This window comes from Vagococcus bubulae, assembly GCF_003950315.1.
In the GTDB taxonomy this organism is placed as follows: Bacteria; Bacillota; Bacilli; order Lactobacillales; family Vagococcaceae; genus Vagococcus; species Vagococcus bubulae.
In genome coordinates, this window is record NZ_NGJT01000009.1 from 1 (window position 1) to 24,171 (window position 24,171).

General features: G+C 33.2%; 21 protein-coding genes and 1 pseudogene. 4 read left to right on the forward strand and 18 right to left on the reverse strand.

Annotation, left to right across the window (positions count from 1 at the left end):
* Window positions 1–396: 396 nt before the first annotated feature.
* The 4 genes from CBF36_RS06130 to udk form a co-directional block, all read right to left on the reverse strand.
* Entirely contained in the window at window positions 397–765 is a 369-nt protein-coding gene (locus tag CBF36_RS06130) for a hypothetical protein (protein ID WP_125957527.1), read from the reverse strand.
* 71 nt (window positions 766–836) lie between these two features.
* A complete protein-coding gene (locus CBF36_RS06135) occupies window positions 837–1,205 on the reverse strand; it encodes a CvfD/Ygs/GSP13 family RNA-binding post-transcriptional regulator (protein ID WP_125957529.1) in 369 nt (122 codons plus the stop codon).
* Window positions 1,206–1,335: 130 nt separating this feature from the next.
* Window positions 1,336–1,920 carry a peptidylprolyl isomerase gene (locus CBF36_RS06140; protein WP_125957530.1) on the reverse strand — a complete coding sequence of 195 codons (585 nt, stop codon included), beginning with the start codon at window positions 1,918–1,920 and terminating at the stop codon, window positions 1,336–1,338.
* A gap of 20 nt (window positions 1,921–1,940) precedes the next feature.
* Window positions 1,941–2,573, reverse strand: coding sequence for a uridine kinase (gene udk, locus CBF36_RS06145; protein ID WP_125957531.1), 633 nt, complete (start codon window positions 2,571–2,573; stop codon window positions 1,941–1,943).
* 181 nt (window positions 2,574–2,754) lie between these two features.
* Here udk and CBF36_RS06150 point away from each other — a divergent pair, with 181 nt between their 5' ends.
* Window positions 2,755–3,396: an ABC transporter ATP-binding protein gene (locus CBF36_RS06150; RefSeq protein ID WP_125957532.1), complete on the forward strand. Its 642-nt coding sequence runs from the start codon at window positions 2,755–2,757 to the stop codon at window positions 3,394–3,396.
* A gap of 1 nt (window position 3,397) precedes the next feature.
* Window positions 3,398–4,156, forward strand: coding sequence for an ABC transporter permease (locus tag CBF36_RS06155; RefSeq protein WP_125957533.1), 759 nt, complete (start codon window positions 3,398–3,400; stop codon window positions 4,154–4,156).
* 51 nt (window positions 4,157–4,207) lie between these two features.
* Here CBF36_RS06155 and CBF36_RS06160 read toward each other — a convergent pair whose 3' ends face one another.
* Complete coding sequence (locus CBF36_RS06160; RefSeq protein WP_117972750.1) at window positions 4,208–4,765, reverse strand: recombinase family protein; 558 nt, start codon at window positions 4,763–4,765, stop codon at window positions 4,208–4,210.
* Window positions 4,766–5,090: 325 nt separating this feature from the next.
* On the opposite strand from CBF36_RS06160, the pseudogene CBF36_RS06165 reads away from it, so the two are divergent.
* Together CBF36_RS06165 and CBF36_RS06170 are read left to right on the forward strand one after the other, a co-directional pair.
* A pseudogene (locus tag CBF36_RS06165) lies at window positions 5,091–6,392 on the forward strand (Sapep family Mn(2+)-dependent dipeptidase).
* Between the two features lie 21 nt (window positions 6,393–6,413).
* The gene (locus tag CBF36_RS06170) at window positions 6,414–7,367 is read left to right on the forward strand and encodes a glycosylasparaginase (protein WP_125957535.1); all 954 of its coding nucleotides are present in this window, start codon (window positions 6,414–6,416) and stop codon (window positions 7,365–7,367) included.
* A 29-nt stretch (window positions 7,368–7,396) separates the two neighbouring features.
* Here the strand turns inward: CBF36_RS06170 and CBF36_RS06175 are convergent, their stop codons facing one another.
* From CBF36_RS06175 to CBF36_RS06235, 13 genes are all read right to left on the reverse strand, one after another.
* The gene (locus tag CBF36_RS06175) at window positions 7,397–7,774 is read right to left on the reverse strand and encodes a DUF956 family protein (protein ID WP_125957537.1); all 378 of its coding nucleotides are present in this window, start codon (window positions 7,772–7,774) and stop codon (window positions 7,397–7,399) included.
* 101 nt (window positions 7,775–7,875) lie between these two features.
* Window positions 7,876–8,787 (reverse strand): PTS system mannose/fructose/sorbose family transporter subunit IID, encoded by a 912-nt coding sequence (locus tag CBF36_RS06180; RefSeq protein ID WP_125957538.1) that lies wholly within the window; start codon window positions 8,785–8,787, stop codon window positions 7,876–7,878.
* Between the two features lie 18 nt (window positions 8,788–8,805).
* Complete coding sequence (locus CBF36_RS06185; RefSeq protein ID WP_125957540.1) at window positions 8,806–9,624, reverse strand: PTS mannose/fructose/sorbose transporter subunit IIC; 819 nt, start codon at window positions 9,622–9,624, stop codon at window positions 8,806–8,808.
* Between the two features lie 23 nt (window positions 9,625–9,647).
* Window positions 9,648–10,637 carry a mannose/fructose/sorbose PTS transporter subunit IIA gene (locus tag CBF36_RS06190; RefSeq protein WP_125957541.1) on the reverse strand — a complete coding sequence of 330 codons (990 nt, stop codon included), beginning with the start codon at window positions 10,635–10,637 and terminating at the stop codon, window positions 9,648–9,650.
* Window positions 10,638–10,654: 17 nt separating this feature from the next.
* Window positions 10,655–11,170 carry a mannose/fructose/sorbose PTS transporter subunit IIB gene (locus tag CBF36_RS06195; RefSeq protein ID WP_125957543.1) on the reverse strand — a complete coding sequence of 172 codons (516 nt, stop codon included), beginning with the start codon at window positions 11,168–11,170 and terminating at the stop codon, window positions 10,655–10,657.
* A gap of 140 nt (window positions 11,171–11,310) precedes the next feature.
* Window positions 11,311–14,124, reverse strand: coding sequence for a sigma-54-dependent transcriptional regulator (locus CBF36_RS06200; protein WP_125957545.1), 2,814 nt, complete (start codon window positions 14,122–14,124; stop codon window positions 11,311–11,313).
* Window positions 14,125–14,287: 163 nt separating this feature from the next.
* The gene (locus CBF36_RS06205; protein ID WP_125957546.1) at window positions 14,288–15,802 is read right to left on the reverse strand and encodes a flavocytochrome c; all 1,515 of its coding nucleotides are present in this window, start codon (window positions 15,800–15,802) and stop codon (window positions 14,288–14,290) included.
* A gap of 166 nt (window positions 15,803–15,968) precedes the next feature.
* On the reverse strand, window positions 15,969–17,486 hold the full coding sequence (locus CBF36_RS06210; protein WP_125957548.1) for an AcpB/EbpR/MafR family transcriptional regulator: 1,518 nt from the start codon (window positions 17,484–17,486) through the stop codon (window positions 15,969–15,971).
* Between the two features lie 147 nt (window positions 17,487–17,633).
* On the reverse strand, window positions 17,634–17,876 hold the full coding sequence (locus CBF36_RS06215) for a hypothetical protein (protein ID WP_125957549.1): 243 nt from the start codon (window positions 17,874–17,876) through the stop codon (window positions 17,634–17,636).
* 20 nt (window positions 17,877–17,896) lie between these two features.
* A complete protein-coding gene (locus CBF36_RS06220) occupies window positions 17,897–18,559 on the reverse strand; it encodes a hypothetical protein (RefSeq protein ID WP_125957551.1) in 663 nt (220 codons plus the stop codon).
* A gap of 160 nt (window positions 18,560–18,719) precedes the next feature.
* The gene (gad, locus tag CBF36_RS06225) at window positions 18,720–20,105 is read right to left on the reverse strand and encodes a glutamate decarboxylase (RefSeq protein ID WP_125957552.1); all 1,386 of its coding nucleotides are present in this window, start codon (window positions 20,103–20,105) and stop codon (window positions 18,720–18,722) included.
* Window positions 20,106–20,170: 65 nt separating this feature from the next.
* Entirely contained in the window at window positions 20,171–22,639 is a 2,469-nt protein-coding gene (locus tag CBF36_RS06230) for a YhgE/Pip domain-containing protein (RefSeq protein ID WP_125957554.1), read from the reverse strand.
* The gene (locus tag CBF36_RS06235) at window positions 22,636–24,060 is read right to left on the reverse strand and encodes an amino acid permease (protein WP_125957555.1); all 1,425 of its coding nucleotides are present in this window, start codon (window positions 24,058–24,060) and stop codon (window positions 22,636–22,638) included. Before CBF36_RS06235 ends, CBF36_RS06230 begins: the two co-directional genes overlap by 4 nt.
* Between the last annotated feature and the right edge of the window lie 111 nt (window positions 24,061–24,171).

A 24,171-nucleotide genomic window follows, 5' to 3' on the forward strand; every position in this document is an offset into this window, starting at 1 on the left:
ACTCATTTCTTTTCGGTGGAGCAAGCTCCGATGAAAAGAAATGCGTTCGACTTGCATGTATTAGGCACGCCGCCAGCGTTCGTCCTGAGCCAGGATCAAACTCTCAATAAAAAGTTGATAACATCTTACGATGTTTAGCTCATTTGTTTTAAAACTTGCTAGCGAATTGTATTCACTAAATATGGTTTGTTTCTACATAGTAGAAACGCCCTACACATTTGGTTCGTCTTACTTTGTTCAGTTTTCAAAGGTCTAAACTTTGTTTCCGTAACAACTTTTATATCATATCAAGTTGTTAGTTATTTGTCAACATTATTTCAAAAATTATTTTTTAATTAAATAACGTCGTTGTGACAACTTCTATATATTACATCCTGTGAATACTTTTGTCAACAACTAATTTAAAAAAGGCACACCACTTACGTTAAAATGTTGTAATACCATACGCAAAGTAGAAGGTTCTTCCCACAAAAACTCTGAATTCAATGCACTGGTTTCAATATTCTCTTCATCTAAACTAAATACAAAAAGTGGTAATTTTTCATCTTCAATATTGATATTAGTTAATTCGACTAAATCCATTGCATCAGAATCCAAGCCAACTGATTGAGTCAACTTATCTAATATGCAAGCTAAACTTGTATAATTGGTATCAATAGTTGTTTGAATAAAACTAACTGTTTCTTGATCTTTTTGTACTAAAAATTTTTTATGACCATCTTGTTGATTAAGAATGACTGTCCCAGCTACTCTAGACTGTTCCAATATTACACACCTCTTATTTAATAGTTATAATAAATCGACAAATGCAATTATAACATATTTTCAGAAATATATCAGTTATTTTCCGTAATATCATCTAAAAACTCATCAACCCAATGTGATAAATTCTTATCAATGCTTTCAAAACCTATATTCTTATATCTATTTGTAAAATATTTTTTCTTTTTATACAAAATAGGTGGCGCATCTTGAAAGACTCTTAATGATAAACTGATTTTCTTGGTATACTCATCAATATCAATAATTTGAACTTTCACTTTCTGATCAACTGATAACTCATCTTCAATATTCTTAATAAATCCATGTTTAACTTCTGATACATGAATCAAACCTTGTTGATTATCTCCAAGAGACACAAATGCCCCATAAGGCTGAATCCCTGTTATTTCACCTGTCAATATGTCTCCAATTTTTAATGTCATGTTCTAAAATCTCCTAAAATAAATTTTCTTATAGTCATCATTTTAACATAAACATCTTAAACTATTCACTACTCTTTACAATATAAAAAGAAAAAGCCACTCACCCAAATAGGCAAGTGACAAAAACATCTTATTCTTCTATTAAAACTTCGTCGATTGTTACATCATGCATTGGTCTATCTTGTGAATCACGACTGACACTAGCAATTTCATCCACAACATCCATGCCTTCAATGACATGACCAAATACTGTATGTCTAAAGTCTAACCATGGTGTTCCACCATTATTATATGCTTCGATGATTTCTTCTGGGAATCCAGCACCTTCTAATTGAGATAGCATGTTAGATGGAACATTTTTATTTTGAACAATAAAGAATTGGCTACCATTTGTATTTGGTCCAGCATTGGCCATAGATAAAGCGCCTCTTAAATTGAATACATCTTTAGAGAACTCATCTTCAAATTTTTCACCATAAATACTTTCTCCACCCATACCTGTTCCAGTTGGATCTCCTCCTTGAATCATGAAATCAGGAATAACACGATGGAAAATGATACCATTGTAGTAACCTTTTTTACTTAATTCAATAAAGTTTTTTACAGTTTTTGGTGCTTGTTCAGGGAATAGAGCAACTTTAATGTCACCTCGATTTGTTTTAATTGTTGCTGTTACTTTAGCATTTTCTAAATCTAATTGTGGAAATGTTGTCATTTTTAATTCCTCCTCATTTGTTATTTTTCAAGTATACTTCTTACTTTAGTTGTTAACAAGTCTATTGCAACTTGATTTTTGCCACCTTCTGGCACAATAATATCCGCATATTTTTTTGTTGGTTCTATAAACTGTTGATGCATTGGTTTAACTACACTTAAATACTGTCCAATGACAGAATCCAATGAACGTCCTCGATCATGCATATCCCTTTTGATACGACGGATAATCCGAATATCATCTTCCGTATCTACATATACTTTAATATCCATCAAATTTCTCAATCGTTCATCTTCTAGTATCAGGATACCTTCTAATATAATCACTTCTTTTGGCTCTTGATAAATCACTTCTTTACTACGAGTATGTGCTTCATAATCATAGACAGGTTTTTCAATGGCTTTATATTCCATTAAATCTTGTAAATGCTCAATCAATAAATCAGTATCAAATGCAAATGGATGATCATAATTTGTATTTAATCTTTCTTCAAATGATAGATGACTTTGATCTTTATAATAAGAATCTTGTTCAAACAATAAAATTGAGTGATTTGGTAATGCCTTTAATATCGCGCGACTTACACTTGTTTTACCACTTCCAGACCCACCAGTCACACCTATGACAATCGGTCTACCTTCTGCTGCCGTCATTAATATCCCCCGCTCGTTTTTTATTCCTTCTTTGATATCCTACTCTATAAGCCACATGATTTCAATATAAAGTAAATGAATCTCTAGCAAACAAAGTAATTATCACTTAAGCATTAATATTAAATAATAATTATTATAATGATATACTATAGATATATTAATAGAAAAAAGGAGATTACTTATGCATTCATTATTCAATTTAGAAAATGTTTTTTTTAAACCGCAAAATCAAACGATTCTAAACAACATTAATTTATCAATCAACTCAGGAGATTTCATCACTATTAGCGGTCCATCTGGAAGTGGTAAGAGTACCTTACTAAAAGTGCTAGCATCGATGATTACACCTACTTCTGGAAAATTACTTTATAAAAATAAAGAAATTGACAAAGAAAACATTACTGATTATAGGAAGGAAGTATCTTATTTTTTCCAACAACCTACTCTCTTTGGTGACACTGTTATGGATAATCTGATATTTCCATTTGATATTCGACGTCAAGAATTCGACAAATCTAGAGTAACAAAACTGTTAGAGACATTCAAACTTAATGAATCTTACTTAAATAAAAAGATTATTGATTTATCTGGTGGGGAAAAACAACGTGTTGCGTTTGTTAGAAATCTCATTTTTGAACCAGACGTTTTGTTATTAGATGAAGTCACTAGTGCTTTAGATGACGAAAATAAAAACATTATCCAACAATTTATTTTAAATGAGTTAAAAGGAAAAACGATTCTTTGGGTGACACATGATAGTAATGAATTTAGCTTAGGGACACGTCAAATTACCATTATTGACGGAAAATTGGAGGAAAAATAATATGACTGACTTAAATATTTCAAATACATCGCTATTATTAGCAAGCTTATTAATTGTTGTCGCTTTAGTTATTGACTATAAGGAAAAACTAGGGCTAGGGAAAGACATTTTTATTTCTGCCATTCGAACAGTGATTCAATTATTCATCATTGGATATGTCTTAGGGTTTGTTTTCCAACTTGATAATATGATTTTAACTCTAGTAATGGTTGCTTTCATTATTTTAAATGCCGCACATCATGCTGGAAAACGTGCAAACCATTTGGATAAAGCATTTCAAATTTCTCTGATTTCAATTGGTTTTGGTACAATTTTATCACTGGTTATTCTATTTGTATCCGGAACTTTGAAATGGACACCCTCACAAATTGTTCCAATAACTGGGATGATTGCCAGTAATGCGATGACTGCCGTCGGGGTTGGCTATCGTACAATGTCAACTAAGTTTGAAGATCAACGTCAACAAGTGCAAGAAAAACTCGCATTAGGGGCAACAAAAAAACAGTCAACCTTACCTATCGTAAGAGAAAGTATTAAATCTGCAATGTCACCAAGTATCGATCGTGCCAAAACGGTTGGTTTAGTCAGTTTACCTGGTATGATGTCTGGGTTAATGTTTGCTGGTATTGATCCAACAACTGCCATCAGATACCAAATCGTTGTGATGTTTATGTTAATTGCGACAACTGGTTTTTCAACCATGATTGCCAGTTACCTATCTTATAAACAATACTTTAACGACTTCTCACAATTAAAATAAACAAAGAAAGACTAGTAAATGATTTGGATGTCATTTACTAGTCTTTTTGTTTTATCTTTCTTGTACGTATTTATAAGCTGTTCCCAAAGAAATGTTACATTCCTCTGCAATTTGTCTTAATGTATATCTATTATTGTTATATAAGAATCTGATTTGGTCGATTGTTTCTTGAGAAATTTTTGGACGTCCGCCTACACGACCCTTACGACGTGCTTCTTGTAATCCTTTAGTTGTTCGTTCTCTAATAATCATTTTTTCCATTTCAGCGATTTTTAAAACCATTTCTAAGTATGCTGCATCATCAATGTCACTGTATGCTTCACCTTTTTTAACTACTACTAATCCAATACCTTTTTCTTTTAATTGACCTAAAAATTCAGCTAATTGGATAACTGATTTACCTAAACATCTTAATTCATAAACAACTAATTGATCACCTGACTCTAAACTTGCCACGATATCAGTTAATACTGTATCACTTTGTGAAATTTCCTCATTTGTTTCTTTCTCAATCGATACTGTTTCAATATTTAAACTATTTAACCCATCGATTTGCTCTCTTACATAATTTTCCTCACTAGAAGCATAAACATATCCTATTTTTTTCATAGCTCCTACCCCCTGTTATTTTTTGTTATTAAATTTTTGGTGCGTTTTATTTCTTGGCTATGTTCATACTATATCTCTTTTTTAAAAAACCTTCCATATCAAACTTTACCTAACAATAGGTAAAAATTGACAATTAATCATCTTTAAATGAAACTTCATGAAAATAGCGTATTTTGTTATTTAAAATTACCGAAAACTTCACATGTATATGCAATTTTTAAATAATAAATTCATATTTTTCACATAAAAGTATCATTAACAAGATAATAGTTTCATTTAACGTTTCTTATGTTTATAATAAAAATAAAAAGAAGGTAAATGATAAATGAACGATTCAGATATTATTTTGTCACTTTCTCATATTGAAGATGAATTTATCCAAGGTTTAAAGAAAATCATTGCAATTGAAAGTGTTAAAGGAAAAAAAAAAATAAACGCACCTTTTGGGACAGGGCCTAAAAAAACGTTAACAGAAACTTTAAAGTTAGCCAAAGAATTGGGATTTAAAACAGCTATCATTAATGACGCAGTTGGTTATGCTCAATTAGGTGATGACAACGAACATTATATTGGCATTGTTGGTCACCTTGATGTTGTGCCGGCTGGATCTGGCTGGACCTATCCTCCGTTTGATTTAACATTAAAAGATGGTATTTTTTATGGTAGAGGCGTTTTAGATAATAAAGGCCCTATTCTAGCAAATTTATATGCTTTAGCTGCTTTAAAAAGGATGAATTTTCCATTAACGAAAACCATCCGTATTATCTTTGGTACGGATGAGGAGAGTGGTTAACATGACATTCCTATGTACCTTGAAAAAGAAGTTCCTCCAATGTATGGTTATACACCCGACTGTAAATATCCTGCTGTCTATGGTGAACGTGGAATTATTGTCTTAACGATTAGTACACCTATTACTGACAACTCAATCAATCAAATCCAGCATATGTCGAAAAATTTTGAACGTGGGGCTGTTCCTGATGATATTCACCTCACTTTAATAAACGGAGAAACATTTCATGTTATAGGTCAACGTTCACCAAGTAATGCTCCTGAATTAGGGATAAACGCTGTGACTCTTTTACCTATTCAAGTAGAAAACAAACTAGTTGGTGAATTAGCTGATTACTTTAACTGGCTTAAATTGTTACATGATGATCATCATGGTAAGTCCCTAGGCATTGACTATTCGGATAAAGATTCAGGAAAACTGTCATTAACTCCTACTAATATTGAATTCAATCATCACTCTGTTGAACTCTCTATTTCGATACGTTATCCAATTAGTGTCACAGAAGAAGATATTTTGACAGAATTAGAAAAACACATCCCTGTTTCTTCTACTATTTCTATAAACAAAAGAATGCCTTCTGTTGTGTTTGATAAACACCATAAAATGATTGATGATATGACAGATATTTATGAAACTGTTACACAATTAGACGGAACTCCAGTAACCACAACAGGAGCTACTTATGCTCGAACCATGCCAAACATCATTGCTTTTGGACCGTCTTTTCCAGGACAAAAAGGAATTGCCCATAATAAAGATGAGTATATGACACAAAACGATTTAATGATGAATTTAAACATTTATGGGTTACTTTTAGCAAAATTAGGTAGTTAAAAATATAAAGAGGTGAGAAAAATGACTTTTGGAAGTATTGCAACATGGAGAATGGCTCATGACGGAATTGTTTCATCAATGGAATTACTAGGACAAGAGGGAACGTCTCAAGATGCTGTCGAAAAAATCATTAAAACAGTGGAAGATTACCCCTACTATAAATCCGTTGGCTATGGCGGCTTGCCAAATATGGAAGGTGTTTTAGAAATGGACGCGGCTTTTATGAATGGTGACACGCTTCAAATCGGTGCAGTTGCAGGGATTACAGATGTCTCACACCCTATTTCAGTTGCTAGGAAGCTTAGTAAAGAGAAATTTAATAGCTTTCTTGTTGGGCAAGGCGCGACAAAATACGCCATGTTAAATGGGTTTGAACGAAAAAACATGTTAACCAATCGGGCCAAAAAAATATGGGAACGTCGTTTAGAAGAAATCAATCATCATCACCTTAATCCCTATGATGGACATGACACAATTGGTGCCATCAGTTTAGACTCATTTGGTAGCATGAGTGCTGGGACGTCTAGCTCTGGATTATTTATGAAACAGCCTGGTCGCGTAGGGGACTCTCCATTATCTGGTTCTGGTTTTTATGTTGATAGTGACATCGGTGGTGCAGCTGCAACAGGTTTAGGTGAAGATTTAATGAAAGGTATTTTATCCTATGAAATCGTCCGATGTATGGCAGAAGGTTTATCCCCTCAAGAAGCTTGCGATAAGACCGTTTACTCATTTCATGACAAACTAACCAAACGTTACGGAAAATGTGGTGCGATGTCACTCATTGCAATGAATAACAAAAGCGAATGGGGTGTGGCAACCAATGTGGAATTTACGTTTTCTGTCGCAACAACTTCAGAGGAACCACAAATCTATCTTGCCAATATGACGAAAGAAAAAACAACCTCTATTGAACCAATCACACAAGACTGGTTAGATGCTTATGAAAAGCGGATCAAGATGCCAATTATATAAAAAGTATGGGCCAAAGTTGGTCCATACTTTTATTTATTCTTACTAAATTTTGCACTAATTCCTCGTTTAACAACATCCATAAACCCTAGTGAGTGCACCATTCTTTCTGGATCAACATACTCTCTTACAGCACGTAAGACCACTTTGGGTTTTTTAGAAGAAAAAGTATACGTCCCATTTTTTTTAGTTTGGATGGCATACCTTGGTATCCATTTCCCTTTAAACATCACAGACGCAACCACATAATCTACCTCTTCCCAAGGTATTTGAATAAATTTCCTTGGATCACGTCCATGATAAAATTCAAACCCCTTATCACCTATCATAATTTCTCCGTAATCTGTCAAACCAGTAAATGCTGTTGCATCTATCACTAAATCGATTTTTGTATTAAGAGACTGAACCATCTAGCCACTTCCTTTACTTTTCACTTTTCTTTTAACACTATATCAAAAAATAGCTACTATTTAAAAAAAGAGGCCTGTACAAGACCTCTTAAAACTTATTTTTATAGTAACCCAATCACGTGACCTAAGATACCAACAACGAATAAACCGATGATGATAACAATTGGGCTCACTTTTTTCTTAAGTAACCACATACAGAAGAATGTTAATAATAATGGTGCTAAACCTGGAATTAATTGATCCAAGTTATTTTGTAATGTTGTCACTTTAACATCACTTAACGCTCTACCTTGTGCGACTTCTTCAAAGGCTTGTCTAACACCTGCCATACCACTTGGTAGATTTGCCCAGTCAACAAAAGCTCCTTTATCAAGAGGTACTTTGGAAACAACTGGTTTAAAGTCTATTGATACCCAACGTTCTACCAATGCTGCTAAAACAAACATCCCTAAAATAGAAGCGCCTTTTGTAACATCTTGTAATAAACCACCTGATAAATCATCTGTAATTTTTGATCCAGCACGGTAACCAAATTCTTGTGTGTACCACATAAATCCCCAACGAATTAAGTTCCAAGCCACAAAGAAAATAATTGGACCAAGAATACTCCCACCTAATGCAAGAGATGCTCCAAGAGCTCCAAGCATTGGACGTAATGTAAACCAGAAAACTGGGTCTCCAACACCAGCTAGAGGTCCCATCATCCCAACTTTAACCCCTTGAATTGCCACGTCATCAATTTCAGATCCATTAGCTCGTTCTTCTTCTAACGCCAATGTTACACCTAAAATAGGAGAAGCAATATATGGATGTGTGTTAAAGAATTCTAAGTGACGTTTTAATGCGTCTGATTGTTCTTCTTTTGTTTTGTATAATTTTTTGATTGCTGGAATCATTGAGAATGCCCAACCACCATTTTGCATACGTTCATAGTTCCAAGAACCTTGGATAAATGTTGAACGCCAAGCAACAGTCAAGCGATCTTTTTTTGATAGTTCTATCTTTTCTGCCATTTTTTCTTTCCTCCTAAATTAGTAATCGTTTAAAATATCGCCTAATGGGTCACCTGTGTTACTTCCTCCACCTGAAGATGAAGAACCACCCATTTTAGATAAGTTAATGTAAATTAAGGCAAATGCGACACCTAATGCCCCTAAGCCCATTAATGTAATATCAGAAACTGCCGCAATGACAAATCCCATTGCAAAGAATGGCCATACTTCTTTTGTTGCCATCATGTTAATAACCATGGCATAACCTACCGCTACAACCATTCCCCCACCAATTGCCATACCTTCAGTTAACCAAGCTGGCATTGATTCTAAAAAGTGTTGCACTGTTTCAGCTGGAATAAATAAAAGTGCTGCAGCTGGAATGGCAATACGAATCCCTTGCATACATACAGCCATAATGTGTAAACGTTCAATTTTACCCATATTTCCTTCTTCAGCTGCTTTATCCATCATATGAACGATTGGTACAGCTAATGTACGAACAATCATTGTTAAGAATAATCCTGCAACTGCTAATGGAATAGCGACTGCGATTGATGATGATACCGCATCTTTAACAGAAATTGATTGAGCTCCTAATGCTTTAACTAAAATAATTGCAGATGCTACTGAAGCAAGTGCCGCATCTGGTGCTACTGCTGCTCCAATATTTGCCCAACCTAGAGCGATCATTTGAAGTGATCCTCCTAAAAGAATCCCTGCTTCCAAGTGACCTGTAACTAATCCAATTAATGTACATGCAATCAATGGTTGATGAAATTGAAACTCATCTAAAATACCTTCCATACCTGCGAAAAAGGCAACAATAATAACTAAAATGACTGATATAACAGACATGATATCCCTCCTATAATAATGTTTTATTTTCCTAAATCAGTTTTTGCTTTTTTAACCAACTCATCCATGTTAGCTCGTGAATCATTTGGTACTTTACGTACATCAAATTTAACACCATCAGCTTTTAATTGTTCGAAGGCTTTAACGTCTTCTTGTCCCATAGAAAGAACTTTATTCACCACAACTTTTCCCACAGAGTGAGCAAGTGAACCAACGTTTACTTCATCAATCTTCACACCGCCATCAATCACGCGAACAACATCTTCCGGATTTTCAAACAATAGTAACGCACGTGTTCCACCAAAACGAGGATCTTTTGCAATTTCTATCATTTTTTTAACCGGAATAACATTTGCTTTTACTCCTGGTGGTGCTGCTTGTTCGATTAATTTTTTACGCAAATCGTCTTTCGCTACTGAATCAGATACCACAATGATGCGTGTTGGATTAGTCGCCTTAGTCCAAGCAGTTGCCACCTGACCATGTAATAAACGTGAATCAATACGTGCCAACACAAATTTAATTTTTCCATCACCAATAACTGTTCCTGGTGGGATTGACCCCATGTGAGCTTCTGGTTGTGCTTCTTCCTCTTTTTTCTCATCTTGTGGTTCAAGCGCTTCTGGGCGAACTTTAATCCCATCTTTTCCTGTTGTCACAATTTGAGACGCGATTTTATGAGCGCTCGTTTCTGATAATCTCATCGCATATGCTTCAATTAACATTGGTAAGTTTAATCCACTAACAATTGCCCAATTATCCTTATGTTCTTCAAATAATGTATTTGCTTGATTAAATGGTGTACCTCCCCATAAATCAACTAAGAAAAGGACTTCCTCTTGCTGATCAAATGTGTCAATCGCTTCAATAATTTTTCTTTTAACATCATCTGGACCTTCACTAGGCATCAATGTAACGGCTTTAACATTTTCTTGTTCACCAAAAATCATTGAACCAGATTGCAAGATTCCTTTAGCAAACTCACCATGACTTGCTAAAATAATTCCAACCATATTTGTGACCTCCTATTTTATATCGTTTTCTTTTTGTCAGTTTTTAAGTGATTCTTTTTTAATAAATGAATCAAATCAACAGGACTATCCGAAACAACTTTTCTTATATCAATAGCTATTCCTTGATTACTTAAAAAAACAAAGGCTTCCTCATCTTTGTCATCTATTGCCACAGCGTTTGTTATCATGTGTTTACCTGTTTGATAACTCATTCCACCAACATTGAGTGTGTCAATTTTCACACCAGCTTCTACCACTTTTTTAACGTCTGAAGGATTCGTAAATAATAGCATTGCTTTAATAGAGTCGTTAAATCGTGGGTCATGATAGACTTCTATCATTTTTTTTACGGGAATTACATTGACAACAATATTGGGTGGTGCTGCTTGAATGAGCAGTGTTTTTCTAAGAGCATCCTGTGCTACATCATCACTAACAACAAGAATACGATTTATTTTTGAATGTTTTGTCCAGACTGTAGCAACCTGTCCATGAATCAATCTGTCATCAATACGAACCAATCGAATATCCATATGATGCCTCCTTTTCTTCATTTTAAACATTCTATGAATCATTTAAGCAAGATGCATGCCAATTTTTAAAAACACTGTTAAATCAATTAATAAAACAAAAAAAGATACACTTTTCAAAGTGTATCTTTAGTGTATCTATACTATAAACTCAATTGATTTTCTATAATATTTACAATATAGACTAACTCATCGCTTGGAATGTCTAATTGAAATAACTGTTCTAATAAATTTAAACTATTGTTTAATGACTCTAAGTAAACTGTTTGTTTTAATGCATTTAATTCCGATTGAGTAGCTGATAGTGTATCATCTCTTAATATTCGTTCAACCATCCCAGATAAATGCATGGTTAAAGAAATATAAAAAGAATAATCTTTTCTACTTGATAAAATATCCATATCAATCTTTTGACAAATCTGCCATAATGGCTCAATTAATTTTGTTGCATTAATAAATGTGTAGTAGTCATTAATATAATCTACACAGGTTTTTTTAGCTGTTTCTTCATTTAAAGTAAAATTTGTATTGGGAGCAGGTATATTTGATACAATATTTCCGATAAAAGATGGACCCTCTTTAGAAAACAACTGATCCATTGTGATAAATGGAACAGATAAATTAGGGTTTTTTATTCCTGTACTGGCTAATAAATGATATTTTTCCTGTATTAATGGCAATTTAACATCTAAATCCATAATCGACATCGTCAACACTTCAATATCTTCTTCCATATATAAAGTGAGATAATCATTAATTAATTCCTTCATTCGCTGAGCTGTTCCTTGTCCTGAAGCACAAATGGCTAGTATCGCTTTTGGCTTATCTGTTGTATCACTCTCATCAGACAAATCTTTTGCGTGATACCCATGAAAATGACTCAATGATTGATATAAATCTGACAAATCTCCCTCCAGTAAACTCGCTTTTCGGCCTGCTTCTAACACCAATGCTGTTGTCACCATATCAATAATTTTAACATTAATAGCAGTTTTTTCTTTTATATCCTCTGTAAAAGTTGTTAGCGATCCCATATCAACTAATAATAATACACCACTTCCTTCATCCACTTCGCTTACTTCATGAATCACTTTATCCAATGCTTCAGTCGGGGTCATATCAAGGGGCATATCTACGGCACGAATGTTGTTTACTTTTAATAGTTGACTCACAACTTCTACCATACTCGATGCCGTACTTCTTCCGTGTGCTGCCACAACAATCCCAATTCTTCCGTCTTTCACTGATTCATTTAAAGAAATTAGCAAAACAGTTAAGTAATTGATTTCAGACTGTGGCAAAATAACTTGATGTTCCTCTTCAATAATTTGTTTAAACACTTTTGCCACACGATGTTCATTCGGGTAGGTTTCAATCATTTTTATGATATTCTCGTCATTCCCAGTTTCTATTTGAATGCCCTCTTTATAACGATTTAAAAAAGAGCTAATGTGAAGGCCGATTGCATATAAAAAGTTTTGTTCAAATTTATATCCTGCATGCTCCACAGCATACTGATACAACATACGTGTTGTTTTAATGACTTTACTATCAATAATTTCTCCTAATTTATTTTCTGAATCAAAATTAAAGCCATGATTACGGTAAAATGATTTCAAGTGAACGTTAATATCTGTTGTAATAAAATGATTGATGGCTTCTTGGTTAAACCCATCTTCTTTTAATAATGCCGCTTTATCACCAATAATTTCATATAAGTTATAAGGTAACTCATAACTATCTCCTTCATACGTATCAAATGATTCATTAGGTGAAATCGTCATTTTTGATTCTAATAATTGTGTCAACTCAGCCATTGTATGTCGATCACTGGCTAAGTGTACGAGCCCTTCTTTTATTCCATCATTTAACTCATCCATCGTAATCGTAACATCCTGTTGGTCCATATGTTTTAAAAAAGACTGTGCCGTAACAAGTTGAACATTCGATTTCAATTGCCCCACATTTCCATATGACACACTTCCGATTAATGCTTTTATTACATCTTCCGTTAAAATAATGCGTCGATTAATACGTTGTGCTTCAATAATCATCATATTTTTTACTAATTCAACTTTTTCTTTTGCACTTCTTTCCTTAAAGGTTGGCAGTTTAATAGTAATAGGAATTCGCCTGACAAATGTATTCAATAGAGCTGAGTTAGGATCCTCTGTTGTGGCACAGATGATACGGACATTCGCTTCTCTTGTCTTAGTCGACTCACCTAATTTGGAATATTTTCCATTATCCATAAAATAAAAAATCATCTCTTGCCCCTCAGGTGGTAAACGGTGAATCTCGTCTAAAAATAAATACCCATCATTTGCTAGACTCATCAAACCATCTTTTTCTTCGTCTGCTCCTGTAAAAGCACCTTTTATGTGACCGAATAAATGACTCATTAGTAATTCTGGATTACTCGCATAGTCAGCACAATTAAACACCACTAATTCTTTGTTCTCATCTAATACCTGTTGTTGTTTAGCATATTGAAACATCGTGTGAGCAAAGTAGGTTTTTCCTGATCCTGTTGGTCCTGTAATTAAACAATTCAGTCCATTGGGTGGGTATAAAATAGCTGCTTTTGCTTGCATAATGGCATTTTTCATACTGCCGTTAATACCAATAATTCGCTTAAAAATATCTTCTGAAAAAACTGGACGAGTAGTTGTCTGTTTAGTCACCAGCGTTTCTTCTTGATAACTTGGAACATATTTTGATAAAGGTTCATGTTGAAAAATCGATTTGACAACATATCTGACTGGTCTACCATCTAATTTTTCCACAATACCTTCTCTTACTAATGTATTTAGATCTTTACTAGCATTACTACGCTGAATTTTTAAAAAATCAGCAACTTCTTTTGTTGTGACACCAGACTCACCTGTCAAATCAGTGGGAGAAAGTTCTTTTGTTTGATCCACAACATAATTATACACTTGGTCAATCCGTTTCATTTGTTACCTCCTATAAACGATACACTAACCATATTGTATACTAGTGTATCGTTTATAAAAAACTAAAATATCTTTTGTGTATCATTTGTTATACAAAACAATCATTTTACGAACTACCTAGATAAAAAAAGAGCCTCGTTTATCGAGACTCTTAAAGAACTAATTATTTAACAAATTTTGCTGATTGTTCTCCAGCTTGGCGACCAAATACAATGATATCACCAACTGAATTTCCACCAATACGATTACTTCCATGTAGCCCACCTGTTACTTCTCCGGCAGCATACAATCCAGTAATTGGTTGATTGTCTTTATTTAACACTTCTGTTTTATCATTAATTTTCACACCACCCATTGTATAATGGATACCTGGTGCGATTTTAATAGCGTAGAAAGGTCCTTTGTTTAAAGGATTATCCATACCTGTTTCACGAGAAAATTCTGAATCAGATTTAGCTTCTACTGCTTTGTTCCAATCAGCCACAGTTGTATCAAGTGTTTTACCATCCATATCAATTTCTTTAGCTAATGCCTCAATTGAATCAGCAGATTTTACAAATCCTTGTTTTTCATAGAAATTAATTGCTTTAACTCTTTCTTTCACTCCAGCATCAAAAATTAAGTAAGCTGATTTTTCAGGTAACGCAGTAATAGCAGCCGATACGTTATCACGTGTGCCCATCTCGTTTGTGAATCGTTTGCCTTCTTGGCTAACTAAAATACCACCTTCACCACGAACAGCTTCACCAATCAGTACTCCTTTGTCTTGTTGAACAGTTGGGTGAATTTGGATTTGATCCATATCAACCGTTTGTCCGCCAAGTTTTTCAATCATACGAATACCATCACCAGTACTACCTTCTTGGTTTGTTGTGACATACCCTTTAAGTTCAGGTTTTTCTTTTTCTAGCATTTCTGGATTAGCTCCATATCCACCTGTTGTCACAACAACGGCTTTACCATGCACTTCTTTTTCTTTGCCTTCAACTGTTACTTTAACGCCATCAACTTTTGAATCATTTTCTAAAATCTCCGTTACATCAGCGTTAACAAAAATTGGAATTTCTTTTTCATGAATATTATTTAATAATCCATGAACTAAGTATTCACCAACTGCTGAGCCATCCTCAGGTCTATGAGTTCTTTTTTCACTCATCCCACCAGTGATAGTCAAGTTGTTTAATTTAATTCCCATTGAGTCTAACCAATCAATGGCACTTGCTGAATGATCAACATAGTAACGTAATAATTCTTTATCGTTTGTCCCATGTCCACCTTTAAGTGTTTCTTCATAGAATTTATCATTTGAATCTGTAATACCAGCTTCTTTTTGATATTTTGTTTCTGAAGCATTCATCCCACTTGAAGCTTTCATTGTGTTCCCACCAGCTACTGGCATTTTTTCTAAAATAACTGGATTTTTACCATCTTCTTTAGCTTGTAAAGCCGCTGACATCCCTGCTCCACCAGCACCAACAATAATGATATCGTACTCATCTTTTAACTCTTTCGGGTCAGTATATTTTTGTTCTGACGCACCAGAAGTTACATCTGATGTACTTGCTTTTGTTGATGAACTTTGAGATGTTTTCTCTGCAGTTTTTTGTCCCCCACAACCAGATAACATCATTAAAGTTGCAAAACTAATAGTTAATGACTTGAATAGTTTATTCTTCATAAATCTAATCCCCTTTTTCTTTGTTAAATTACTAACATACTTAGAAAATAATACCCTAAATTTGCTATTTTAACAATAAAAAATTTAACAAAAATTTCACAACTTATTATTTTTTAATGAAACTAAGTCTTTTTTCATCTGTTATTTAAAAAATTAACCTCTTTTTCTAATCAACTTTCAGATATTTACACTGATACGTCCTTTTGATTAGCCTGTCTAATTCTTCATAATCTCTTATCGTTAAAGGAAAATCAAAATATTGAATCATTGGTGACATGGAGTCATTACGATTAAAAATATTTGATACATTTGTTAAGACAATATCCACTTCTTTCCCATCATATGTATCAATAAATTCAATATGATATTGACCAGAATAGCGATATGTCATATCTCTTTCTAATAGCTCTTTCGTTAAATATGGCAAATCACTTTCTAATAAAATACAAATGGTCGGCTCAAAATAGGTCAATGGTTTAATCATAGAAAATAATAGCATGTATTTTTGAACTAAAAAACGCTTCTGTAAAAAAATAGAATCATTGGTTTGATTATAGACCTTATCTACTAAGCGATGTAGCTCTGAATATAGCACTGTGTATTTTTCCTGTGTATCATCCAACATATAACGACCATCGATTGTCAAAGATACATGATGAAATAATTTACAAAATAAATGGGTACAAAACGTTGTTAGAAAAAAAGAATCATAATAATTTTTAGGAATAGGCAGTAGTTCTTGATGAAATGTACTAACCAATGAATGGGTTACAAGAAATACATCTGAGTTATTTTTTTTATGATAATCTAACACTTGTCTTGTTAAGTTATCACATTGATAGATATTCATTCTGAGTTGAATTAATAATAGATAAAAATAAATTTCAGCTGTTAATGCTTGTTGCCTTTTTAAAAAAAGAATTTCTAAAAAGGGCGCTTGATTTAAAATTTGAGTAATATTGACATAGTCTTTCCATTCAGATTCAAATTTAATTACATGATTTTTACCTAACCTAAATAGATTGATAGCTAACATATAAGCTAGTTGCTTTCTTTGTGTTTGAGTCAAGTGCATCTCTAATGATTGATTCAAACCATCGACTACTTCATAAACCTTTGATTGACTTACTTGTTTAAAGGGCCAGTCATTTCCCTTAAAACCATACCATGTTAAATAATAGGTCAACAATCGAATTTGTTTTTCTTCTCCCACTATCCTGAAACTAATATTGGATAAGGACAAATGATACCTTTTCAAATACTGACGAATTTTTTTAATCCCTTTTCTGACCTTACTCTCACTGATAAAATGATCCATCGAATACTTGGTCACTGATTGAAACTCTTCAAAAAATATTTGTTTTAACATCATAAAAGTTTCATCTTGTTCTAACACTAATTGTTTAAATCGATTCAATCCTTGACCTTTAGGTGTTTCTAGATAGACGCCTCTATATTTTTCATAACTTAAATACAATCTGTCTTCTTCTTTTTCTTCTTTATTAAACTGCTCAATACAATCTTTTAATTGAATCACATAGCGTTGGATGGTTCTTTCCACAACATTCAATTTTTCACTAATCTCATGTATGCTATACCATTCATTTTTTTCTGATATGATTGAAAAAATAGATAAAATATTTCGACTATTTGCATCTAATAACATAAATAAATCTGTTTCCATATTTCAATAGCTCCTATATCTTATGACAGTTAAAAAAGCGACAGATCCAGTGAAAGTAAAAGGTACAAATTAAGCGGAATAATTTTCATTACTCCGCCCAATGTCTATTCATTTAAAAAAGATGTCGACTAAACTGTCATTTATTTTTTAATCCCATTCATCAACAAGATTGTCTAATTCTTTTTCGTTATAGTTATCGTATTTATCAATTTCATGTAAAATCTTTTTAATGTCATGAATGGCTTTCTTTTCTTCAAACCAGCATTTCACTGATTTTTCATGTCCTTTTTCCATTTCATCATTAATTTTAGCTAGTGTTTCATCAAGATTGCATAATACATCAGAAATCTTATTAATAGCTTTTTCTTCTTTTTTAGCAAAATCTGTCATTTGTTATCACTCCTGTTTGATTATTTTTGTAATTCTAAAGGTAATTTAACATCATAAGTGTGTTCCACTTTATCACTATCGTCACCTTTTTTATGTCCATCAAAAGTTAATTTAATTTCTTTTACTTGGTCAGCTTGATCTAATTTATCAAAAGCGAAGTAAACATGACCATCTTTTTGTTTGTCTTTAGCAAAAACATCTTCCCAATAATCTCTGAAGTGTTTTCCAGTAATTTCTGTGCCATCTTTTAATACTAGAACAGCGTCACTTGGATGGATGCTAACATCTTCTTTTCCATCATTTTTCAAAGTGAAGTCCATAGACATTAAACCTTTGTATTCATTGTTTTCTTTATCTTTGTATTTGTCTACTTCAACAATTTTCACTTTATCGATTTTAAAATCAACATTTTCCCAACTTTTATCTTGCCAATCAGTATCATATTTTGCTTCTAATTTAACTTTAGGATCATTGTCCCCTTTTATGATTTCTTTAAATGAGCCATCATCTTTTAAGCTAACACTTTCAACATCGACTTTTTCACCGTCTTTTAATTTTTCTGTTGTAGAAGAGACTGTCCCTGCTTCAACGGTTCCTTTTACTTCTTCTTTAGAACCACATCCACCTAAAAGTAATAATAATGTTGCTCCGACAGTGATACTTAATAATGCTGTTTTTTTCATGATTGTTCCTCCTGAATTTAACTAATGTCTAATAAGAATTAGTTATTTAATTAATTTACTATAAGTATTATATTTTTTAATTTTATCTAATTTATGAATAATATTTTCTGTTTTTTCGATACATTATGAAATACAATTTCACAATTTATTCATTACCTGATTAATGCTCAGGTTTCACTGTTGTTTCGATAGGTGCTTCATGACATAAAATTCTCGCTTGATTTAATTCTTTTATCGCGGCATTAAAATCTTTAGCAAAAGCATTTGCCATGTTTTGTCCCATATCCGCACGACACACAAAACGTTGAACAATGGTATCTTGCATATCTTTAGGGAATGGATAAGAAGGAACTTGCCAACCTCTCATTTGCAAACGATCAGACAAATCATATAGTGACCATTCTACATTGGCATCCTCTTTTAATGTGAAGCAGACGATTGGTAAATTTTCACCAGTATTAAACATTTTAAAAAGTCCAGTGTCTTCAACTGTTTTTGCTAAAGACATAGCTACTTTTTTTGTTCGCTCATGGATTTCTTTGTATCCATTAAACCCAAAGCGATAAAAATTATAATATTGTCCGATAATTTGACTTGCACTTCTTGAAAAATTAATCGCCATTGTTGGCATTACACTGCCTAAATAACTTACTTCAAATACTAACTCTTTTGGCAGATACTCTTTATCTTTCCACAATACCCAACCAACACCTGGATAAACTAACCCATATTTATGACCAGATGAATTAATAGACACAACATTTTTTAATTTAAAATCCCATAATAAATCTGGCTCTACAAATGGGACAAATAATCCGCCACTTGCAGCATCCACATGAATAACTAACTCTTGATGATGCTCTTGGTTATATGCCTCTACTAGTTCGTCTAGTTTTTTTATGTCATCAAATTTCCCTGTATAAGTTATTCCTAATATACCAACAATCCCAATGGTATATTCATCAACATAATCCATAACAGTGTCCGTATTAATACTCAAATGACCACTCTCAACTGGGACTTCTCGCATTTCTATATCCCAATAAACACAGAATTTTTCCCAACACACCTGATATGCTGAAGAAATAACCAAATTTGGTCGTTTAGCATTAATATCTAACCCATTTTTCTTAGCACGGTCACGCCATCTAAATTTCATTGCCATCCCACCAAGCATACAGGCTTCACTTGATCCAACAGTTGATGTTCCCATTACTTGCTCTCTATTAGGTGCATGCCATAAATCAGCAATCATTTTCACGCATTTTTGTTCTAACGCTGCTGTTTGTGGGTATTCAGATTTATCAATGGCATTTTTTTCCATTGTTTCAGCCATAATAGCTGTTGCTTCAGGTTCCATATAAGTTTGACAAAATGTGGCTAAATTTTGTCGAGCATTTCCTTCGTTGATTAATTCATCTTTTATTAATCGATAAGCAATAGATGGATTGATTGGGTCCATTCTCATTTTGTCTAACATTACTGCTTCTTCTGATGCATTTGATCCAAATATTGGTACTACTGATTGATTTTTTTCGCTAGTCATAACTAGACCTCCTAATTTTCATTCATATATATGTAAATGGGATAACAATCTCATTTAGGCAATAATTATTTTTCTAATGCTTGTAATTTTTGATTATCATTTAAAGCAGAGATATTTTCTAAATGGTTTCTTTGTAAATAATCCATTGAAAATCTTAAAAGGATAACAAAGAAAATAAAAATACATAATAACGTTACAATGCTACGATTAAACATCGGTGCCCCAATCCCTCTTGAAATGGCTTCTCTAAATCCGTAAACCGAATAAGTCATTGGTAAATAAGGATGGATAGCATTAAAGAAACTATTCTGTAACGGTAATGGGAATGTTCCTCCAGCTCCACCAAGTTGTAACACTAATAAAATCATCGCAACAAATCGGCCTGGATTATCAAACGTCATGGCTAAGAACATAATAAGGAACATATAACTCCAAGCCGTAACTATCCCAACCAAATATAATTTTCCAACCTGATCAACAGGCAGTTTTAACGTTAACATAATCGTTGCTTCAATAATCGCCATGGCTGTTGCTACAACAAATCCCATTGCGACTTTACTTAACCACCAATCACGACTTGATTGATTTTCCATAGAAACACGTCTAATTGGAAAAATAAAATTAAAGACAATACATCCAACAAATAATGCTAATGACATAATATATGGTGCTAAGGCTTGCCCATAATTTTTTACTTTACTGTATTCAATATTTTTTAATCCTGTTGGTGCTGCAAACATATTGACATTTTTGTTATTAAATTTTAGTCGACTTACAATGGTATCTGCTTGATTAAGAGCATTCGCCATAGTTGTGGCACCTACTGTTAATTGACTAACACCAGTCATTAATTTAGGGGTGTTATCTGTCAATTTAGTTAATCCTTGACTTAACTCATTGGATCCATTATCTAGCCGTGTCACACCTGATACCAACTCTGGTAATTTACCAGACATCGTATTTAATCCGTCGGCTAATTGATCACTACCTACTGACAAACGGTTCACTCCATTAAGTGCAACAGGAGCTTCATTAACTAATTGATTGACTTGAGCTAATCCGTCTTCGACTTCTTTTAACGTATCTTGAGGATTATTAGTTTTAATCGTTGTTCCTAAACTTTGTAATAAGTCTGTTGTCCCTCTAGTCACATCATTAAGTGTTTGTTTTATTTCACCAGTATTATTAGAAATACCCTTAGCCACTTGACTGACCATTATGGCTTGGTTAGATAAACTATTTGCTTGCTGACTAGCTTGAGTTAATCCTGATTGAACTTGACTGACAATACTATCTATATCTCCTGAAGAGGATTGTATGTCCTTCACTAATTGAGTCGAAAAACTTGTTACTTGCTCAGAAATTTGAGAGATAAGTTGCTGTTTTACCTCATCACTTATCTGAGTATTATTTTTAACGATAGATTCTAATAGCTGTTCAAGTTGTTGGGTATCATCTGAAACAGTTTGATTTATTTTGCCAATCACTTGACTAAATACAGATAATTGTTGACCTAAATCGACTAGATCTTTTGCTAAATCAGATGACCCACTAGAAATTTGATTTAACTCTTTCGAATCATTTAAGACAGATCTTAATTGTTGATCTATTTTTTCTAAGTCTTCTTTCAATAATTTGGCAGAAGAACCAGATAAATTTCCTTCAATGTTATTTAGACTGTTTTCTAATTCTTTTGTCCCATTTAATAAATCACTCACACCACTTCCCACTTCACTTAGTTTTCCATAAAGTGGTTGTAATGTATCATTTACTTTATTTAATCCATTAGACAACTGTGTCGCACCATTTTGTAGTTCTGACACACCTTGTTTTAATGGTGATACACTTGAAGCAAGCTCATTTATACCATTAGTCAATTTGTTAGACCCACTAGATGCAGAAGAAACACCTGTTGTGTATTCACCCAATCCTTTATCTAATGTTTGACTCCCTGTTGCTAATTCTTTTGAGCCATTCGTTAATTTGATTAAATCTTGCTTACCTTGTTTCCCAACATCTAGGGCTGTTTTCACATAAGCTGCTGTCACACTTTCCCTGACTTTAGCTTCTAATTCTTTTGCCCCAATTTGTGCCATATCTAATCCAATATAGTTTAATGAACCATTTGTAGTATATTGAATTTCCATTTGTGTGGGATTAGTTTTTAACAGTGAGGCCGCATTTTTTGAAAAATCTTTTGGAATGGTCACAATCATATAATATTTCAAATCTTTCATTCCTTGCATTGCCTCTTTTGCATCAACAAATTCCCACTTAAGTTGTTTATTATGCTTTAACTCATCTATCACACTTTTACCAACATCTATTCTTTGACCTAGCATTTCGACAGGTTGATCTTCATTAACGACAGCAACTGGTAAATGACTTGATCTGTTATAAGGATCCCAAACTGACTTATCAAATACACTGGAATACAAAATAGGAATGAAACAAATCGCGATGACAGAAATTAACAATAATTTATTATGAAATAACTGTTTAAATTCCTGTTTAATCATTTGCAAATTAATCACTTTCTTTCTTCATTAGTTAAATTCATGGAATGTTTTTTTCCATAAAGTTGATAAAAAACAAAAGGCAACAACACGGTGATAATAGAGCTCACGCCTAAGGTGATGAGATAGGTTTTTGCTTCTGTTGTTTTTAATTCACTCGGTGCTATAAAGGAAGAAAATAATGCTAATAAGGACATCAACATACCTAATCCAGCTAATAACGCTTTTACTTTTTTTCCCCCTGGTACTTCATAGGCTCTTTTTAACCCTTGATTTGATTTTTTAAAAATTAAAATAAAATAACCAATAAAAAATAATAAATAGCCACATAAATAAATTACCACTGTTAAAGAGATGGCTGTTAAAAATGACACGGCATTTCCTCCACCACCAAAAGTTAAAACGGCAGCCCAAATGGTAACAATCACTCCTTGAATGATTAATAGTGTTGTTGGCACCCCATTTTTATTTATTTTTTGACAATTTTTTGGTAGTAGTCCTTGATCAGCTACATAACGTAGCCCTTCAGTTGGGCTGACAATCCATGAACTAACTTGTGCTAAAACACCAAAAGCCAACATAATAGCAAGTATTTCAACTAACCATGATAATTCTGGATGACCTTTTAAAATTAGAACTTCAAACGCTTGAATGACCCCACTATTAAGAGATAGATGCTTAACTGGAACAACCATTGAAACAGTCGTTCCGCCAATGGTACTTAATACAATTCCTGTAATAACTAAGTAAACCATCATCAACGGATAATTCTTTTGTGGGTTATCAAGTGATTTGATATGTGAGGCGGATGCTTCCACTCCAACATAAGCTAAAATAAAGGTTACTAAAGAGGAAAATGTCTGCTTATTAGGGAAAAATGACTTATCTAAAAAAGAATGGGTCACAGCATGACCTGTAGCAACATATTTAATAGTAAAAATTAATAAGACAGTTACAGGAATAATAATTCCTATCACAAAACCTGCTTTCGCAATTTGAGACGTGGTTTTTGTCCCTTTAAATTGTAAAAATGTTAATAACCAAAAAATTAAAACTACCACTAAAAATTTAATGAGCTTATTGTCATTCATCTCTGGAAATTTCAATGCGTATGATAACGCACCAATAATAAAGTAACTCATTGTGACAAATCCGACTGTGATTTGAAACCACTGGAAGAAAATGGCAGCAAAACCAAATTTTTCTCCTAATGTCTTACCTACCCATCCAAAAATCCCACCTCCGTCAAATGCCTCTACAGTACCAATTTCTGCCGCACAAAGGGCTACTGGTAAAAACCAAAATAAACCACATACTAATAAGAAGAAGATAAGTGTCTTCCCCGATTCAGCAAACGTTGGGTACTCATAGACTGTGATAAATAACGAAGCCGTCATGGCAAAAAAACTGAATAAAGATAATTTTTTTGTGTTCTGCATGATTTAAAACCTCTCTCCTAAACTTCAAAAACAATAGAGTCATTGCACCTTTTTTTCTTTACAGTAGATAAAAAATGCTATAGCATTATAAAGCGTCAAAGCATGTTATCA

Excerpts from the sequence above, each read along its gene's own strand:
- CBF36_RS06135 (WP_125957529.1), bottom strand. The coding sequence starts at position 1,205 with ATGACATTAAAAATTGGAGACATATTGACAGGTGAAATAACAGGGATT.
- CBF36_RS06140 (WP_125957530.1), bottom strand. The coding sequence starts at position 1,920 with ATGACAACATTTCCACAATTAGATTTAGAAAATGCTAAAGTAACAGCA.
- udk (WP_125957531.1), bottom strand. The coding sequence starts at position 2,573 with ATGACGGCAGCAGAAGGTAGACCGATTGTCATAGGTGTGACTGGTGGG.
- CBF36_RS06150 (WP_125957532.1), top strand. The coding sequence starts at position 2,755 with ATGCATTCATTATTCAATTTAGAAAATGTTTTTTTTAAACCGCAAAAT.
- CBF36_RS06155 (WP_125957533.1), top strand. The coding sequence starts at position 3,398 with ATGACTGACTTAAATATTTCAAATACATCGCTATTATTAGCAAGCTTA.
- CBF36_RS06160 (WP_117972750.1), bottom strand. The coding sequence starts at position 4,765 with ATGAAAAAAATAGGATATGTTTATGCTTCTAGTGAGGAAAATTATGTA.
- CBF36_RS06170 (WP_125957535.1), top strand. The coding sequence starts at position 6,414 with ATGACTTTTGGAAGTATTGCAACATGGAGAATGGCTCATGACGGAATT.
- CBF36_RS06175 (WP_125957537.1), bottom strand. The coding sequence starts at position 7,774 with ATGGTTCAGTCTCTTAATACAAAAATCGATTTAGTGATAGATGCAACA.
- CBF36_RS06180 (WP_125957538.1), bottom strand. The coding sequence starts at position 8,787 with ATGGCAGAAAAGATAGAACTATCAAAAAAAGATCGCTTGACTGTTGCT.
- CBF36_RS06185 (WP_125957540.1), bottom strand. The coding sequence starts at position 9,624 with ATGTCTGTTATATCAGTCATTTTAGTTATTATTGTTGCCTTTTTCGCA.
- CBF36_RS06190 (WP_125957541.1), bottom strand. The coding sequence starts at position 10,637 with ATGGTTGGAATTATTTTAGCAAGTCATGGTGAGTTTGCTAAAGGAATC.
- CBF36_RS06195 (WP_125957543.1), bottom strand. The coding sequence starts at position 11,170 with ATGGATATTCGATTGGTTCGTATTGATGACAGATTGATTCATGGACAG.
- CBF36_RS06200 (WP_125957545.1), bottom strand. The coding sequence starts at position 14,124 with ATGAAACGGATTGACCAAGTGTATAATTATGTTGTGGATCAAACAAAA.
- CBF36_RS06205 (WP_125957546.1), bottom strand. The coding sequence starts at position 15,802 with ATGAAGAATAAACTATTCAAGTCATTAACTATTAGTTTTGCAACTTTA.
- CBF36_RS06210 (WP_125957548.1), bottom strand. The coding sequence starts at position 17,486 with ATGGAAACAGATTTATTTATGTTATTAGATGCAAATAGTCGAAATATT.
- CBF36_RS06215 (WP_125957549.1), bottom strand. The coding sequence starts at position 17,876 with ATGACAGATTTTGCTAAAAAAGAAGAAAAAGCTATTAATAAGATTTCT.
- CBF36_RS06220 (WP_125957551.1), bottom strand. The coding sequence starts at position 18,559 with ATGAAAAAAACAGCATTATTAAGTATCACTGTCGGAGCAACATTATTA.
- gad (WP_125957552.1), bottom strand. The coding sequence starts at position 20,105 with ATGACTAGCGAAAAAAATCAATCAGTAGTACCAATATTTGGATCAAAT.
- CBF36_RS06235 (WP_125957555.1), bottom strand. The coding sequence starts at position 24,060 with ATGCAGAACACAAAAAAATTATCTTTATTCAGTTTTTTTGCCATGACG.